12 protein-coding genes and 1 pseudogene are annotated in these 15,309 nt (G+C 60.8%); 8 read left to right on the forward strand and 5 right to left on the reverse strand.

The window, feature by feature from the left end:
* The first annotated feature begins 543 nt into the window (after positions 1-543).
* A complete protein-coding gene (locus tag JIN95_RS08975) occupies positions 544-2,472 on the forward strand; it encodes an archaea-specific SMC-related protein (protein WP_200531162.1) in 1,929 nt (642 codons plus the stop codon).
* A 256-nt stretch (positions 2,473-2,728) separates the two neighbouring features.
* On the opposite strand, the gene JIN95_RS08980 is transcribed toward JIN95_RS08975, so the two are convergent.
* Together JIN95_RS08980 and JIN95_RS08985 are read right to left on the reverse strand one after the other, a co-directional pair.
* Positions 2,729-3,490 (reverse strand): IclR family transcriptional regulator, encoded by a 762-nt coding sequence (locus JIN95_RS08980; RefSeq protein WP_200531163.1) that lies wholly within the window; start codon positions 3,488-3,490, stop codon positions 2,729-2,731.
* Between the two features lie 544 nt (positions 3,491-4,034).
* Entirely contained in the window at positions 4,035-4,814 is a 780-nt protein-coding gene (locus tag JIN95_RS08985) for an IclR family transcriptional regulator (protein ID WP_200531164.1), read from the reverse strand.
* 276 nt (positions 4,815-5,090) lie between these two features.
* Between JIN95_RS08985 and JIN95_RS08990 the strand changes: the two genes are divergently transcribed.
* From JIN95_RS08990 to JIN95_RS09000, 3 genes are read left to right on the forward strand one after another with little or no spacing between them, the layout of a single operon-like run.
* Complete coding sequence (locus tag JIN95_RS08990; protein WP_200531166.1) at positions 5,091-6,203, forward strand: amidohydrolase family protein; 1,113 nt, start codon at positions 5,091-5,093, stop codon at positions 6,201-6,203.
* A 5-nt stretch (positions 6,204-6,208) separates the two neighbouring features.
* The gene (locus JIN95_RS08995; RefSeq protein WP_200531168.1) at positions 6,209-6,670 is read left to right on the forward strand and encodes a Rieske (2Fe-2S) protein; all 462 of its coding nucleotides are present in this window, start codon (positions 6,209-6,211) and stop codon (positions 6,668-6,670) included.
* Positions 6,667-8,310: a BCCT family transporter gene (locus JIN95_RS09000; protein WP_200531169.1), complete on the forward strand. Its 1,644-nt coding sequence runs from the start codon at positions 6,667-6,669 to the stop codon at positions 8,308-8,310. The genes JIN95_RS08995 and JIN95_RS09000 overlap by 4 nt, the downstream gene beginning before the upstream one ends.
* A 101-nt stretch (positions 8,311-8,411) precedes the next feature.
* Here the strand turns inward: JIN95_RS09000 and JIN95_RS09005 are convergent, their stop codons facing one another.
* Complete coding sequence (locus JIN95_RS09005) at positions 8,412-8,840, reverse strand: universal stress protein (RefSeq protein ID WP_200531171.1); 429 nt, start codon at positions 8,838-8,840, stop codon at positions 8,412-8,414.
* 358 nt (positions 8,841-9,198) lie between these two features.
* The gene (locus tag JIN95_RS09010) at positions 9,199-9,609 is read right to left on the reverse strand and encodes an EamA family transporter (protein ID WP_200531173.1); all 411 of its coding nucleotides are present in this window, start codon (positions 9,607-9,609) and stop codon (positions 9,199-9,201) included.
* 122 nt (positions 9,610-9,731) lie between these two features.
* Between JIN95_RS09010 and JIN95_RS09015 the strand changes: the two genes are divergently transcribed.
* The 4 genes from JIN95_RS09015 (at position 9,732) to JIN95_RS09030 (ending at position 14,363) form a co-directional block, all read left to right on the forward strand.
* Complete coding sequence (locus JIN95_RS09015; RefSeq protein WP_200531175.1) at positions 9,732-10,985, forward strand: saccharopine dehydrogenase NADP-binding domain-containing protein; 1,254 nt, start codon at positions 9,732-9,734, stop codon at positions 10,983-10,985.
* Between the two features lie 68 nt (positions 10,986-11,053).
* Positions 11,054-12,502, forward strand: coding sequence for an aldehyde dehydrogenase family protein (locus tag JIN95_RS09020; protein WP_200531176.1), 1,449 nt, complete (start codon positions 11,054-11,056; stop codon positions 12,500-12,502).
* A 143-nt stretch (positions 12,503-12,645) separates the two neighbouring features.
* Positions 12,646-13,125: a universal stress protein gene (locus JIN95_RS09025; protein WP_200532134.1), complete on the forward strand. Its 480-nt coding sequence runs from the start codon at positions 12,646-12,648 to the stop codon at positions 13,123-13,125.
* Positions 13,126-13,400: 275 nt separating this feature from the next.
* On the forward strand, positions 13,401-14,363 hold the full coding sequence (locus JIN95_RS09030) for a mannonate dehydratase (protein ID WP_234699185.1): 963 nt from the start codon (positions 13,401-13,403) through the stop codon (positions 14,361-14,363).
* 589 nt (positions 14,364-14,952) lie between these two features.
* On the opposite strand, the pseudogene JIN95_RS16485 reads toward JIN95_RS09030, so the two are convergent.
* Positions 14,953-15,114: pseudogene (locus JIN95_RS16485) on the reverse strand (IclR family transcriptional regulator C-terminal domain-containing protein); the annotation flags it as partial.
* Between the last annotated feature and the right edge of the window lie 195 nt (positions 15,115-15,309).

The following is a 15,309-nucleotide window of genomic DNA, read 5'->3' on the forward strand; positions in this document are numbered from 1 at the left end:
GAACAGCCGGAATCGCGGGATCTTCTGTATTTCGAAATATCGAGACGAGTCCTGACTACACAAATTCATTCCAGCCTAAATAATATTATATTTTATTTCTTTTTGATCAACACCAGTGGTCAACACGGCACGCGTCGCGTCTCCGTCTCTTCTCGTCGACCTCCGGCAGTGTTTGACGCGTATCGCCGCGGAGCACCGAGCGACGCCGCGTCGACGATCGACGACCCGCCGATGTTTCTCCGTACTTACTGTATATCTGAACTATTCGAAAGTGGAAACATCTCACGCGGCGGTTCCCATCGATCCGTGGCGATCCCGAACCGTGGCGATCCCGAGCCGACGAGCTACTCCCGAGCCGACGAGCTACTCCCGAGCCGACGAGCTACTCCCGAGCCGACGAGCTACTCCCGAGCCGACGAGCTACTCCCGAGCCGACCGGGTAGCCCGAGCGGACGGACCGACGCAGGGTCGGTTCGGATTTCTGCCGATCCACCCGATGAAGGATAGATTTAACACTACGACCGCCGTTTTCGAACCATATCGATGGCTCAGATCTCGAAACCCGCCGTCCGCGTCGATGTTCGAAACATCGGCGGTATCGACGAGGCGTCGGTGACGCTTCCCGACGGCGTCTCGATCTTGACCGGGCGAAACGCGACGAACCGGACCTCCTTCCTGCAGGCGCTCATGGCCGGGCTCGGCAGCCGTCAGAGCTCCCTGAAGGGGGACGCCGAGGAGGGCGAAGTGACCCTCGAACTCGGCGACGAGACGTACACGCGGACGCTGCAGCGCCGCGGCGACTCCGTCGCCTTCGGCGGTGACCCCTATCTCGACGACCCGGAGCTGGCCGACCTGTTCGCGTTCCTGCTGGAGAACAACGAGGCGCGGCGGGCGGTGGCGCGCGGCGACGACCTCCGCGAGATCATCATGCGGCCGATCGACACCGACGCGATCGACGCGGAGATCCGCGAGTGCAAGCGCGAACGCGACGAGCTGGAGTCCGAGATCGAGACGCTCGACAGCCTCGAACGCGACCTCCCCGACCTCGAGGCGGACCGCCGCGAGAAGCTCGAGGAGCTGGAAGAAGCGCAAGAAGAGCTGGAGTCGGTCCGAGAGGAGCTCGACGAGCTCGACGCCGGCGTCGAGGAGAGCCGCACGCGCAAAGAGGAGATGGAGGAGGCGTTCCAGCGGGTGCGCGACGCCCGGTCCGCCCTCGACGACCTGGAGTTCGACCTCGAGACCGAGCGCTCGACGCTCGCGGAGCTGAAGGCGGAGCGCGAGGAGCTCCAAGAGACCGTCGAGGAGGCGGAAGAGCCCGACGAGAACGCGGACCGGCTCGCCGGTCGGATCGACGAGCTCCGCCGGCGGAAGCGCTCCCTCGACGACGAGGTCAACGAGCTCGGGAGCGTCATCGGCTTCAACGAGGACATGGTCGACGGCTCGGGGATCGACATCGACGAGGGGACGCCCGGCGACGACCCGACCGACGCGCTGACCGCGGGCGACCAGACGGTCTGTTGGACCTGCGGGTCCGAGGTCGAGACCGACCAGATCGAGGCGACCCTCGATCGCCTCCGAGAGCTCCGGTCCGACAAGCTCGACGAGCGCAACGAGATCCGCGCGGAGATCCAGGAGCTCACCGACAAGCAGTCGTCGATCAAGCAAGCCCGACGCGAGATCGAGCGCGCCGAGGAGCGGCTCGACGCGGTCGGGACGGAGATCGAGTCGACCGAGTCGCGGATCGCGGATCTGGAAGACCGGATCGAGTCGAAGGAAGCGGAGATCGAGGAGCTGGAGGAGGAGGCCGAGTCGATCGACGTCGACGGCTACGACGAGGCGTTAGAGCTCCACCGCGAGGCGAACGGGATCGAGCTCCGGATCGAGCGGCTCGAAGACGAGATCGACGAGATCGACGAGGAGATCGACGAGCGGGAGGCCGCGATCGAGCGCCGCGAGGACCTGAAGGCCGAACGCGAGGAGCTCGCCGAGCGGCTGACGGAGCTGCGGACGCGCGTCGACCGCATCGAGGAGACCGCCGTCGAGGAGTTCAACGAGCACATGGAGACGGTTCTCGACATCTTGGAGTACGAGAACCTCGACCGGATCTGGATCGAGCGCCGGGAGACCGAGGTCCGCGAGGGGCGTCGCAAGGTCACGCGGACCCGCTTCGATCTGCACATCGTTCGCTCGTCGCCCGACGGGACGGCCTACGAGGACACGGTCGACCACCTCTCGGAGAGCGAACGGGAGGTGACGGGGCTCGTGTTCGCGCTCGCCGGCTACCTCGTCCACGACGTCTACGAGACGGTCCCGTTCGTCCTGCTCGACTCACTTGAGGCGATCGACTCGGACCGGATCGCGCGCGTCGTCGACTACTTCCGGACCCACGCCGACTACCTCGTCGCCGCGCTCCTCCCCGAAGACGCCGCCGCCCTCCCCGAGGAGTACGCCTACGTCGAACAGATCGACTGATCCGCCCGCCGGTGGCCGTCCCCGCGCTTCTCGCTCTCGCGGTCTCGGCGTCCGCGGACCATTACATTACATCAATACGTCTGTAATTTCCATTCTCCACCCCGTTCTCAGTGTCAGAACGCATGCAGGCTCTACGACCGGTTCTCCGCCGATACGCCTCGAAATCAGTAGACCGCTGAATCAAGGCCTCCGGAGCCGTCGATAATGCGATCCGCTATTTTGATACCCCCTCTTTCACAAAAATTACTCCCGAAGGTTAGTAATCGCGGAGATTCACCTCGATACGATTTTTTGTCGCACGTAAGCGGTCCGGAAGGGTTTCCCGATACCAGTCTCCTTTCATGTCGGCTGCAGGCCCTGAAAGACTAATTGCGCCGATTACTACGTCGTCGGGACCGAATATTGGAACGCCAACGCAGCGAAGCCCGGGACCGTACTCCTCTTCGTCAAACGCGACACCGCGATCGCGAACTCGGTCGAGCTCGTCTAACAGATTCTGTTTTTCCGTAATTGTATGCTCAGTGTAGCCGGTCAGTTCCAGCGATTCGAGCAGCGCCTCAAGTCGATCCGACGACACGTGGGCGAGAATCGATTTCCCGGTAGCCGTACAATGTAAGTCATGTCTCTCGCCGACCCGTGTCGAAAACCGAATATCGTCGCTTCCGCGGGAGCGGTACAAGTAAACACCCTCTCTATGTTCTTCCACGGCGAGATTGCCTACTAATTCCATCCCCTCAACGAGGGACTCAATTTGCGGTCGTGCAATCTCGAACAGGTCAGTCTGTATCCGTGTCGTCTCACCGATCCGAAGAAAACGGAGCCCGAGCCGGTATTGACCATCCTCGTTCACGACGTACCCTCTTTCACGAAGTGTTGTAAGATGGTTATGTGCGGTGCTTTTCGAAACCCCAACAGAATCGGATATTTCGGTCACTCCTGCCTCACCGGCTTGTTCGAGGTATTCTACTATTGATAAGACGGTATCAATCGATTCGACGGGTGCGTTTGCTCGGGTCATATGAGAAGGCCACTCGCTGAGAGTACTTGTAGTTGGCCCTATATTCGTTCTGTCCGACAGAACTCTAGCTTCGATTTTTTATACTAATCTGTATCTTGCTGGACCTTTTTTCCTCCATCGTCCTAAGGCATTACATAACTAAGTATGTAATTTGCAGGATACTGCTCAGTCGCACTGTTCTGTTTGTCAGGATGCCGTGCCTTAATTTTCACGAATATCTCTGTCTATTTGAGTCTCTCTATGCGTATAATCTGGAGCAGTGGGTTTGTACAGCATGGTTGTAGTGCGGAAGGATACTTATCGAGAGGTAATACTGCGTTCTGTTGTACAGAACTAGTGTTGAGGGGACGGATACACCGACTGCTGCAGGAGACATCCGATAGGGACAGCTATTTTGAGAGAGCTATCGATTCGATTGTAACTCAAACGACAATAGCTCGGATCGTCCACACGTTGTTCGCGTTGGGTGACTTCAGAGAGTGAGAGATAACCGGCCCGTCGGCGGATTGGTTATCGTGAGTGCTTTGGCCCGTTTCGATTCGGTTTAAATCGCCTCGTGACTCGAAGCGTAGTTCAATTCTATCACATTTTTGGATGCCAAAATCTTTTTCCGGAGGTCCTCTTGCACTTCGGATTCTCGGAATCGGTGAGCGGGGCCAGTAATACTGAGACCGCCTACCGCGTTTCCAGTCGAATCCTCGATGGCTGTGGAGATCGACGCCATCCCCACTCTGTATTCTTCGCGGTCGAGCGCGACATCGTTTTTGCGGATCTGTTCGAACTCCTGTTCGAGCTCCCCACGGTCGGTAATCGTGTTTTCTGTGTGCGCGGGCATCCCGTGTCTGTCAAGTATTTCAGTTATGCGTTCGTCAGCGTACTGTGCGAGGATCGCTTTTCCGACGGCGGAAGAGTGCATATGGAAATGCGTACCGTCGGTGAAGTCGTACGAGATACTTAGGTCGTTCTGGACGACATCAAGTGCGACGCACATCCCGTTTTGTTCGGCTGATAGTGTGACAAATTCGTTGTTGGTTTTTGTAGAGAGGGTATTCACTTCCGGCTTCGCCACATTGTATAGCGTCACGTGGTCGCGGACGTGCCCTCCAAGTTCCAGATACCGAAGACTGAGTTTATATGCACCATCGTCATCTTGTATTACGTACCCCAACTCTCGGAGCGTATTCAGGTAGTCGTGGACGACGCTGGACGGTCTGTCGATCTCCTCCGCTACTGCCGTAACAGTTCTTTTGCCGTCTCTCTCAAGCGTCGCCACGACATCATTCATCGTTAACAACGCCTTGATTGGCCGGTTAGCTTCGTCCATACACCGTCTCTCAGTGGCATCACACATATATATTCGGAATTGTCGAATATTGAGACCGGTTAAACGACTCAACGCGAGAATATGCCGCGATAGCTGCGATCGGCGACTTGATTAGTACTTGCCCTTCGATAATACCGAATTATCTTCCCACGTTTAAAGTATCGGCCGAACCGCTATTCCGTCGAATACTTCGTATAGAGACTCTCCACGTCCAAATTTATCATCCAAAATAAGGAAAGACTTATTTAGAATAGTGCCGGTAAGTCAACGTAGAGCATGACAAGTGATACCCAAGAAATGGTGACCGAGAGTCGCTCAGACTCGGAGCTAACACTCGTCGACGCAGACGTCCACCAACGCTGGGCGGACGACGACGCGATCGCTCAGTACCTTCCGGACCGCTACAAAGACGATGGGCTGGTCCTCCCGGAACTTCTCTACCGGAATCCCGGGGAGTTCCTTCGGCAGGACGAAAAGACGGAAGACGGGAATAAACCGGGCTCAGATCTCGAAGAGATCTGTGAGAATCACTTGGACAAGCACGATATCGACTACGCGATGTTGACCGGGAACTCGTGGTTCAATCTTGCGGCGCTGCCCCATCGTGACTACGCTAACGAGCTCGCACGCGCATTTAACGAGTGGTTGGTGAATGACGTCTTCCCCGTCGACGATCGGTTTATTGGGTCGATGTACGTCGCGCCGAAGGCGCCTGAGCAAGCCGCGGAGCTCATCCGGGAATACGGCGATCACCCACAGATCCGTCAAGTGATGCTCCCCGGTGGTGCCGAAGTGCCGTACGGTCGACCCCAGTACTGGCCGATGTACGAGGCCGCCGAAGAGCGGAACCTTGCGATGGCGGTTCACCCGTTCTCGGAAGGACACGGAACGAGTAACCCGCCGACTGGCGCCGGCCATCCAAACAGTTACATCGAGTGGCACACGCTTCTCGGCTCGTACTACATGGGGCAGCTCGCCTCGATCGTTACCGAGGGCGTTCTCGTCGAGTATCCCGACCTGCGCTGGGCGTTCATCGAGGGAGGGTACGGGTGGCTTCCGCACTTCATGTGGCGACTCGATAAAAACTGGAAAGGACTCCGTTCGCAGGTCCCGTGGCTGAAAGAGAAACCGAGCCACTACATCCGAAACAACGTCTGGTTCGCCAGCCAGCCCATTGAGGAGCCCGAGCGACCGGAACACCACGACCAGATCCTTGAGATGATGCACGCAGACGAGATGCTCATCTACGCCTCGGACTATCCACACTGGGACGGCGACGATCCGAACTGGGGGCTACCACCGATGGACGAGGAGATGGAACGGGCGATCAAACACGAGAACGCAGCAGAACTATGGGACTTACCGACTGACGGCAGTAAACTCGAGTGATTCACATGACAGAGAAACGGTTCGAGATCTGTTCGGCCGACGAGTTCGATCCGGGTGAGCGGAGGATCGAGACGCTCGGCGGATTCTCGGTTGGGATCTTCAATGTCGACGGAGAGTACTACGCCATGAAAAACGACTGTCCCCACCAGCGTGCGCCACTCTGTGAAGGAAAAGTCGGGGGAACCACTGAGGCTGACAGCCCGGGCGAGTACGAGTGGGTCAAGCCGGGACAGGTCGTCCGCTGTCCGTGGCACGGCTGGGAATTCGACGTCAAAAGCGGCGAATCGGTTTTCAACCCGCACAAGGTGAAGGCCAAGACGTTCGAGGCCCGCGTTGAATCCGAGGACAAAGCTGGCGCCACCGACGGTGGTTGCGGAGGGTGTGATGTCGAACTCGAGGGCGACGAACCGCCGGTCGAGACATACGACACAGAAGTCGAGGACGGAATAGTTGTGGTGTATCTATGAGCGCGGAATCCAAGGGTCACCTCGCTGCCTTCCGTGAGGAGATCGATCCGTTCGTCTTCGTCGGCGGCGCCATCGTTACTATCCTGGCTATCGGCTACATCGCGTTGAATCCCGACGCCGCCGCAACAGAACTCACGAACATCAATAACTTCCTCTGGACGGAGTTCGGTTGGATGTTCCTTTGGTCGATGTTCCTCGCCGTCGCGTTCTGTGTGTGGTTGCTCGTCGGCCCGTGGGGGAGCATCAAACTCGGGGACGACGACGAGGAGCCGGAGTTCTCGTACTTTTCGTTCCTCGCAATGCTGTTCTCCGCAGGTCTCTCGACCGGGCTAGTGTTCTACGGGCCGGCAGAGGCACTATTTCACTACTCTTCGGGGCCGCCGTTCGTCAACGGCGAAGCGGAAACTGCCTCCATCATCCCGGACGCAGTTCAGTACACGATGCTACACTGGGGTATATCGCCGTGGTCAGCATATCTCGTCGTCGGCCTGACCATCGCGTACTACGTCCACCGAAAGGGGGCGCCGATAAAGCCGTCGACGGTGTTCGCGCCGTTCATCGGCGTTGAGAACCTCGACGCGAAGTGGGTCAAACCGCTGGATCTGCTGATGGTCGTCATCTCTGTCGGCGGCGTCGCCGTTTCGCTCGGCTTCGTCGTGACGCAGTTCCTTGCCGGGATGAACTACAACTACGGCGTTCAAGTCGGTGATCTCGGCACAATACTGGTCACCGTTGGACTCACAATCGGGTTCACCGCGTCCGCGGCGCTTGGCGTCAAGCGTGGCATCCGCCGAGTTTCGACGTTCAACATGTACCTGTTCGGTGCGCTGCTCACTCTGGCGTTCGTGTTCGGCCCCACGTCGTTCCTACTCAATACCGGCACGGAGGCGCTCGGCGGCTACATGAACGAATTCGTCAGCATGAGTCTGTTCATGAACGCCACGAACGGTGGCGAGTGGGTCGGGGCTTGGACTGTCTTTTACTGGGCGTGGTGGTTCTCTTTTGCGCCGATGATCGGCATCTTCATCACGCGAATCTGCCGGGGACGGACTATTCGCCAAGTGGTGTTCGCTGGACTCGTCGGCACCACCAGCGCCTCATTCCCGTGGTTCGTCGTTATGGGCGGGTCGTCCCTGTGGGTGGAGACGCAGGGCTCCGTCGAACTGCTCTCCATCGTGTTTGAGCAAGGGCGCGAAGTCGCCGCCTTCCCACTGTTCGAGACGCTCGTTCCCTTCGGCGGCGTCTTCGCTGTCGCCTACCTCCTGCTCGTCCTCACGTTCCTCATCACGACAGTGGACTCAACGACCCTGAGCCTTGCAATGTTCACGACGGACGGAAGCGAACATCCCTCGACCGCTAACCGCGTTATTTGGGGCGCCCTGGTGGGACTCCTCTCTTCGCTGTTGCTCGTCAGCGGCGGGCTCGCTGCGCTCAAGGATTTCGTAGTCCTGTTGGGCTTCCCGATTGCGTTCGTCATCGTACTGTGTCTCATCGGCATGGCCGTCGAATTTGAACAGCACAAACCAGTGTTGTTCACCGAGCGCTACGGTTCGGACACCGCCGAGACACAAGATCGAGGGACCGTCTTAGACTACTTCTCGGAGCGCCGGCCGGGCTGGATGCGCAGCTCTGACGATTGACGCTGCCACTGAAAACGAGACCGGTTCGGGGCATCTGCGGACCGCTTTTCGTTTCACGAAGATTCGGCGCAGATCGTCGCTCCACGGGCGTCTGTTCCGTCTTATTCTAGCGCGACGTTGACGACAGGGACGGGAGAGTCAAAGATAACGGCCTGCGTTACGCTTCCAAACAGCGCTTTCCCCGTCGGCGAGCGCTGTCGCCCGCCGACGACGACGTATCGAATGTCGTTCTCCGCAGCGTACGACGCAATCTCCGAACCCGGGTCGCCGACACGCACGGCGACTGTTGGGTCTGCTCGTTCTGCGTCCGGTAGCGCCCGCGAGACGATATCTTCGGCGACCTGTTGGACCTCCCAGTTCTCCGTTAAGTCCTGACCTTCGACTTCCTTTTCGAGGACGTCGACAAGTTCCGAGCGCTCGAAGACGTGCAAAGCGTGCAGCTCTTCGTTGAGGTCATTTGCGAGCGTCTCAGCTTCCTTGAGAACGTGCGCTGCTCTCTCCGAGTCGTCAACGGCAGCTACAATTGCCATACCCCACACACGGAGCAGAGGATAAAAGAAGTTCTGGTGATCGGGGGCTTACTACTCGAGAACGAGCGGTGTCCACCGTCCACTCAGCAGGGTCCGCGCCGACCCGGTGTACACGCGGCAACGAAAAAACACGCCAGCAGGTTCGCTCAGGCAATACCGGAGCGAGGAGGAAGACACCGGACAGCGAGATAACCACTCCCAGCGGATCGACGTTGCGTTGCCGACCGCTGTGGCCCTGAAGCGTCTTTACTATCCGTTCTCGTCCCTCTATTCTGAGTCGTTCCGGTGAGTGGTACTTTTGCTGTCACCGCCGATGGTTTCGCGTTCTCCACGCCGAACGGGCGAACGTATTGCACGTTCATCGTGCGAGCAAGACGACAGCGACTACCGCACATCCGAGTCCAGCCAACTGTGTCACGGTGAGCGACTCATCGAGGAAGATAATCGCCAGCACTGCCGTTCCGAGGATGTACATCCCGCTGATCGCGGTCGATATGGCGGCGGATCCTCCGCTGAGGGCGAGGTAATACGACAGGGTTCCGGCGCCGAGGAAGACCCCCGCCGCGAGCGCGATGCTAATGCTTCCGGGGTCAGCCACGATTGTGTCTCCACTGACGGCGACGTACGTCACGGCAACGCTGATCCCCGCGACGTACGTGTAGACGACAGCCTGTTCCGAGGGGATCCCGTTCGTCGCCAACTTCGCGAGGAACGCCCATCCGGTGTACAGAAGCATTGCTCCTACCGCAAACGCGGCTGTTTTACTCATCGTGGTCTCAGTGGTCTCGATCCGCGATAATAGATTTAACGTAGTCGTGATGGATCGACTGTCGCCGGTTTCTATTCTCCCGGTACTTATATTATGGATTAGCGAAAAGGCAGATACGGATCATGAGTAGCAAAACTGTCGTACTGGGCGGATCCGGGGCGATGACATCCGGCTGTGTCTACGATCTTCACCAGACCAGCGATTTTGACGAAATCGTCGTGGCTGACGCTGACGAGGAGAACGCGCGCCGGCTCGTCGACGTCCTCGACGACGACCGGTTTCGGTTCGAACCAGTGGACGCAACCGACACAGACGACATCGTCCGTGTCCTCGAAGGTGCCGACTACGTGGTCAACGGTCTCCCATATCCCTTCGAGTCGAACGTTTTGGACGCGATGCAACGCGTCGGCGACCTCACTGGGGTCGACCTGAACGCTTTTGACTTCGAGGAGGTACTCGACCGTTCCGAGGAGTTCGCTGAAGCAGGGAACTCGCTTTGGTTCGCCAACGGTGGTCTCGTAAGCACTATCGCACTTGGAATGGTTGGCTGTGACCAGTTCGACGACGTCGAAGACGTCAATTTCTACTGGGGGATGTGGCGTCTTCTCACGCAGACGACGCCCGGACTCACTGACACGGTCACCTACGAACACAACCCCGATGTCGACGAACGGGCTAAGTGGGAAAACGGCGAAGTGATCAACGATCTCCCGGCGTTTAGCGAACAAAGGACGTTCACGTTTCCGGATCCGATCGGAGAAGAGGAGACGTACGTCATCTCTCACCCCGAACCGATCACCTTCCCACAGTCTCCGATTGCGCAGGAAAAGAATGTCGACCGTATCATTACGCGCGGCGCATGGCACGACGAATGGAAACGCTACGAGCGGACGCTCCACGCTTCGAACGCGTTTGAGACGGACAGCGTGGAAGTCGACGGAACGGAGGTTGATCCCGTCGAAATCATGCAACAGCAAGTGAAGAACCAAGGACTAGAGCTCGAAACGCAGTGGAGACCGCCTGAGGAATTGTCCCCAGAGACGGAGTGGACGCCCCAGACGGTCCTTTCAGCAGAGGTAACTGGAACGGTAGACGGCCAGGACGACCGTGCCGTCTTCCACTTAGAGCAGCCGTCTCCCTTCTTCGACGTCGAAGAGATCACGGTGATGCGCGAGTATGGCAGTTACGTCGGCGTCCCCTTATCGGTCACACTCCAGCTCATGGCGGACGGTGACGTTGATGAGGACGGTATCTTTATCACCGAGACAAGTGGCCTCGACGCGGAACGATACCTCGATGAAATGGAGGAGCGAGGCTTCGACCTCGTGGCTGAACAAACGCCTAGCAAGTCAATCACAGCACAGAACTCGACGTAAGCCTCGACGCTGCCTCGCGGATCGCTAAAACCGTAAGAATGGTATGGGTCGGTCGTGAACGTGGGGACGTGCCCGAGCCTAATCAGAACTACGTCGACGGCGAGTGGGTCTCCTCGGAAACGGGAGAGACGTTCGAGGTTTACGACCCTGCGGCCCCCGACGAGACGGTGGCGAGCTACCAGCAGTCCGACGCGGCGGCCGCCGTCGAGGCGGTCGAGGCGGCGGGGGACGCACAAGAGAAGTGGGCGACCACGCCCGGTCCGGAGCGCGGTCGGATCCTCCGGCAGGCGGGGACGATCCTCGCCGATCGGAAAGACGAACTCACCGAGACGCTCGTCGCGGAAGAGGGGAAGGCCCGTCCCGAGGCGGCCGGCGAGGTACAGCGCGCGATAGACATCTTCCACTACTTCGCCGGGAAGGCCTCGGACCTCGGCGGGACGGTGAAGGGATCGAACAGCCGCGACACGACGCTCTACACGCGCAAGGAGCCGGTCGGCGTCGCGGCGCTGATCACGCCGTGGAACTACCCCATCGCCATCCCGGCGTGGAAGCTCGCCCCCGCGCTCGCCGCGGGCAACACCGTGGTCATCAAGCCCGCGAGCGCCGCCCCGGGCGTCGTCTTCGCGCTCGCGGAGGCGTTAGACGAGGCCGGGCTCCCGGACGGCGTGCTCAACGTCGTGACGGGCCCCGGTAGCTCGGTCGGTAACGAGTTCATCACGAACGAGGGCACCGACGCCGTCTCCTTCACCGGCAGCGGGCAGGTCGGCGAGATGGTCTACGATCAGGCCACGGACGCCGGCAAGCGCGTCCAGACCGAGATGGGCGGGAAGAACCCCACGCTGGTCACCGACTCGGCCGACCCCGCGGAGGCCGCCGAGATCGTCGCGACCGGCGGCTTCGGGACGACCGGCCAGTCGTGTACCGCGTGTTCCCGCGCGATCGTCCACGAGGACGTGTACGACGAGTTCGTCGACGAGCTCGTCGACGCCGCGGAGGCCGTCGACATCGGCCCCGGCCTCGACCACGAGATGGGGCCGCAGGTCAGCGCCGACGAGCTGGAGTCCACGCTCGAGTACATCGACATCGCCCGCGAGGAGGGCGCGACGGTCGCGGCGGGCGGCGAGCGGCCGACCGGCGACGCGGTCGAGACCGGCCACTTCGTCGAGCCGACCGTCCTGACCGACGTCGACAACGACGACACGATCGCCTGCGAAGAGGTGTTCGGCCCGGTGGTCGCGGTCATCGAGGTCAGCGACTACGACGAGGGGCTCCGCGTCGCCAACGACGTGGAGTACGGGCTCTCGGCCAGCGTGGTCACCGACGACCACACCGAGGCCAAGCGGTTCGTCGACGAGGCGGAGGCCGGCGTCGTGAAGGTCAACGAGAAGACGACCGGGCTCGAACTCCACGTCCCCTTCGGCGGGTTCAAGCGCTCCTCGTCGGAGACCTGGCGCGAACAGGGCGACGAGGGGATGGAGTTCTACACGATCGAGAAGACCGTCTACGACAACTACTGAACCGGTTCCGCCGCTCCCACACGTATCGTCCCGAAACCGACCGGCCGCGTCTGTCCCACTGACGGCCGGTCCACGTCCCTTCCGAAGACGATTTTCATACGGGACGGGTCCGTTGACACGCCCGTGGAGACGCGTTCGCGGCCATCGACGATCCGGACCGCAGCAGCGACACGCTTCGAGAGGCCGCAGCGTACGTCGCCGGGACGGACGCCGATCTGGTGTTGTCCCTCCCGCTGACGCCGGAACGGTTCGAGGAGTCGCAGACGGCCCTCGACGAGATCGGTGGCGTGGAGAACAAAGACTACGCCGACGAGGACGCGCGGACCGTCGCGAAGCAGTTCGCCGACGACATCGTGCGAGGGCCGTTCGCACAGGGGGCGAGCCGGGTTATCGAGCCCGCGGAGGAACACGGCTGCGACCACGTGTACATCACGGGACGGCGTCGATCCCCGACCGGGAGAGCGATGTTCGGCGACACCACCCAACACTCATCCTCAACTGCTCCGGCTTCGTCACCGTCCGCACGAACTGACGGCGCCGAGCCACCGCGGTGCGGATCGCTCGCCGGAACGGAAGACACGGTCGAGTTGATAGATGGTGACTCGCAGCACTCGACCGTATAGATTGAATGTTTCGCCTGCAATAAGTACGTTTCCCCAACATGGTTCGATTTCTCACGTCCGCGTTCGGGAACGCGGATCGTCCCACCCGCTCGCGGCGTTGCGCGGACGGTGCGGGGTTCACGGTGATACCCCTCACCATTCCGGGAAGCCGAAAATGGTGGGGGCAACGACGGGTCGTCGACTTCGCTATCGCGGATTCCTCCCCGAGATGCGTGGGGAGCCGGACCGCCGCTCGGCCACGCAACCACTATTGGGGCGGGTCGCGAAGGCGTCGTATGGACACGACAGTCATGTTGCCGCCGCGTCCCGACCGGCGGTGGACCCTCGCCCGTCAGCTCGGCGTCTCGACCGCCGTCGTCAGGTTCTGGGGGGAAGACGAGTGGTGGACGTACGACTCGCTTCTGCGGACCAAAAACCGGTTCGCGGCCCACGGGCTCTCGCTGGACGTGGTGGAGGACCGCCCGCCGATGACGAACACCGTCCTCGGGCGGGACGGCCGCGACGAGGAGATCGAGACGGTCAAGCACCTCATCCGGAACATGGGTCGGGCGGGTATCGGCGTCTACTGCTGGGTCTGGACGGAGAACCCGGTCGGGGTCCTCCGCACCGCCGACGAGGTCCCGCTGCGCGGCGACTCCCGGACGACGGCCTACGACCACGAGCAGGCGGAGCGCGCGCCGGACTACCCCGTCGACGTGACCGAGGAGGAGCTCTGGGAGAACCTTGAGTACTTCCTCGACGCGGTCGTCCCCGTGGCCGAGGAGGCGGGCGTGAAGCTCGCGCTCCACCCTGATGACCCGCCGGTCGGCTCCCTGCGCGGCGTCCCGCGGCTCGTCAGTTCCGTGGAGAACGTCCGGCGCATCTTGGACCTCCGCGACAGCCCGAACCACGGGCTGACGTTCTGTCAGGGAAACTACGCCGCGATGGGCGCCGACGTCCCCGAGACGATCCGGCGGTTCGGCGACCGGATCCACTTCGTGCACTTCCGGGACGTCGACGGAACCCCCGAGGAGTTCGTCGAGAGATGGCAGGACGACGGCCCCACGGACATGCTCGCCGCGATGGAGGCGTACCGCGAGGTCGGCTTCGACGGCCCGATCCGCCCCGACCACGTCCCGCGGATGCTCGACGAGGGCCACCGCGACGACGCGCAGGCGGGCTACACCGACATGGGGCGGCTGTTCGCGATCGGGTACATGAGGGGTCTGTTAGAGCAGACCGGCGGGGAGGCGCCGTAGTACAGACCGGCGGGGAGCCGCGGTCCGAGCTTTTGCCGCGCTCGGTATGGGATTCATCGACGAGGAGTACCTGCTGGAGTTCGTCGGCGATCTGAACGGTCCAGCTCCATATCGGCGCCGTACGGGACTACCAGGAGTCGCTCTACGAGGGCCTCGGAAAGAACGCCGGGGGAGACGTGTCGACGGGGGACGTCGACATCGCCGTGCTGTCGCCGTACTACGCGGCGAAGGCGGGCGTCGACAACCTCACGCAGACGCTCGCAGTCGGCGGGGCCGAACACGACGTGCCGGAACAACTTCGTCACGGGCGAAGTGCTGTACGCCGACGGCGGCTGGCAGGCGTACGGCCGGGGCGCGGGCGACCAGTAACGACCCGATCAGGTCGGCGTTCCGGGCGGCACTCTCGTGTTCTGGAAGACAGAACAGAACCCGAGACAGACTGCCGATGGGCGTTACAAACATATGGTTGTAATTTTCATCGCGAGAACCGACCGATATCCATCGTACTAGGCGGCAGTGTTGCTCGTATCGGCGCGTAAAACCCGCGGAAAAGGCGTTCTGAGTGACGGAACGCCTGATCAGTAGTTGTGTTCAGTTCGACGACGTTGGTCGCGCTGAGCACGCGTTCGGGGAGCTGACCGTGGCGGTCGTCGTCGCTGACGCGGCTGGCGGGCGCCGACACGCTGATCGCGCCCAGCGTCTCGTCCGAGGAGTCCTTGACCGGGGCCGCGATACAGCGTAGCCCTTCCAGCGCTCCTCGACCAACGCGAGGGTCTTCTCGGTGGTTCGAACCGGATACTTGGCGTCCATACTGATCGATCAAGATACACGGTGGTAATATGTGTTCTGGAAGACAGAACGAAATTGGGAGAATAAGGTCCCGCTTACGGCGAGCGACAGGGGGCTCGATCGAGTTACCTGACCAGTTTGACCGGATCACTCAATC

This window comes from Halorubrum sp. LN27, from assembly GCF_016635065.1.
Classification (GTDB): Archaea; Halobacteriota; Halobacteria; order Halobacteriales; family Haloferacaceae; genus Halorubrum; species Halorubrum salipaludis.

What these genes read in the sequence shown, in the direction of transcription:
- JIN95_RS09005 (WP_200531171.1), bottom strand. Translation starts at nt 8,840, where the DNA reads ATGGCAATTGTAGCTGCCGTTGACGACTCGGAGAGAGCAGCGCACGTT.
- JIN95_RS09000 (WP_200531169.1), top strand. Translation starts at nt 6,667, where the DNA reads ATGAGCGCGGAATCCAAGGGTCACCTCGCTGCCTTCCGTGAGGAGATC.
- JIN95_RS08985 (WP_200531164.1), bottom strand. Translation starts at nt 4,814, where the DNA reads ATGGACGAAGCTAACCGGCCAATCAAGGCGTTGTTAACGATGAATGAT.
- JIN95_RS09030 (WP_234699185.1), top strand. Translation starts at nt 13,401, where the DNA reads ATGGACACGACAGTCATGTTGCCGCCGCGTCCCGACCGGCGGTGGACC.
- JIN95_RS09010 (WP_200531173.1), bottom strand. Translation starts at nt 9,609, where the DNA reads ATGAGTAAAACAGCCGCGTTTGCGGTAGGAGCAATGCTTCTGTACACC.
- JIN95_RS08975 (WP_200531162.1), top strand. Translation starts at nt 544, where the DNA reads ATGGCTCAGATCTCGAAACCCGCCGTCCGCGTCGATGTTCGAAACATC.
- JIN95_RS08990 (WP_200531166.1), top strand. Translation starts at nt 5,091, where the DNA reads ATGACAAGTGATACCCAAGAAATGGTGACCGAGAGTCGCTCAGACTCG.
- JIN95_RS08980 (WP_200531163.1), bottom strand. Translation starts at nt 3,490, where the DNA reads ATGACCCGAGCAAACGCACCCGTCGAATCGATTGATACCGTCTTATCA.
- JIN95_RS09015 (WP_200531175.1), top strand. Translation starts at nt 9,732, where the DNA reads ATGAGTAGCAAAACTGTCGTACTGGGCGGATCCGGGGCGATGACATCC.
- JIN95_RS08995 (WP_200531168.1), top strand. Translation starts at nt 6,209, where the DNA reads ATGACAGAGAAACGGTTCGAGATCTGTTCGGCCGACGAGTTCGATCCG.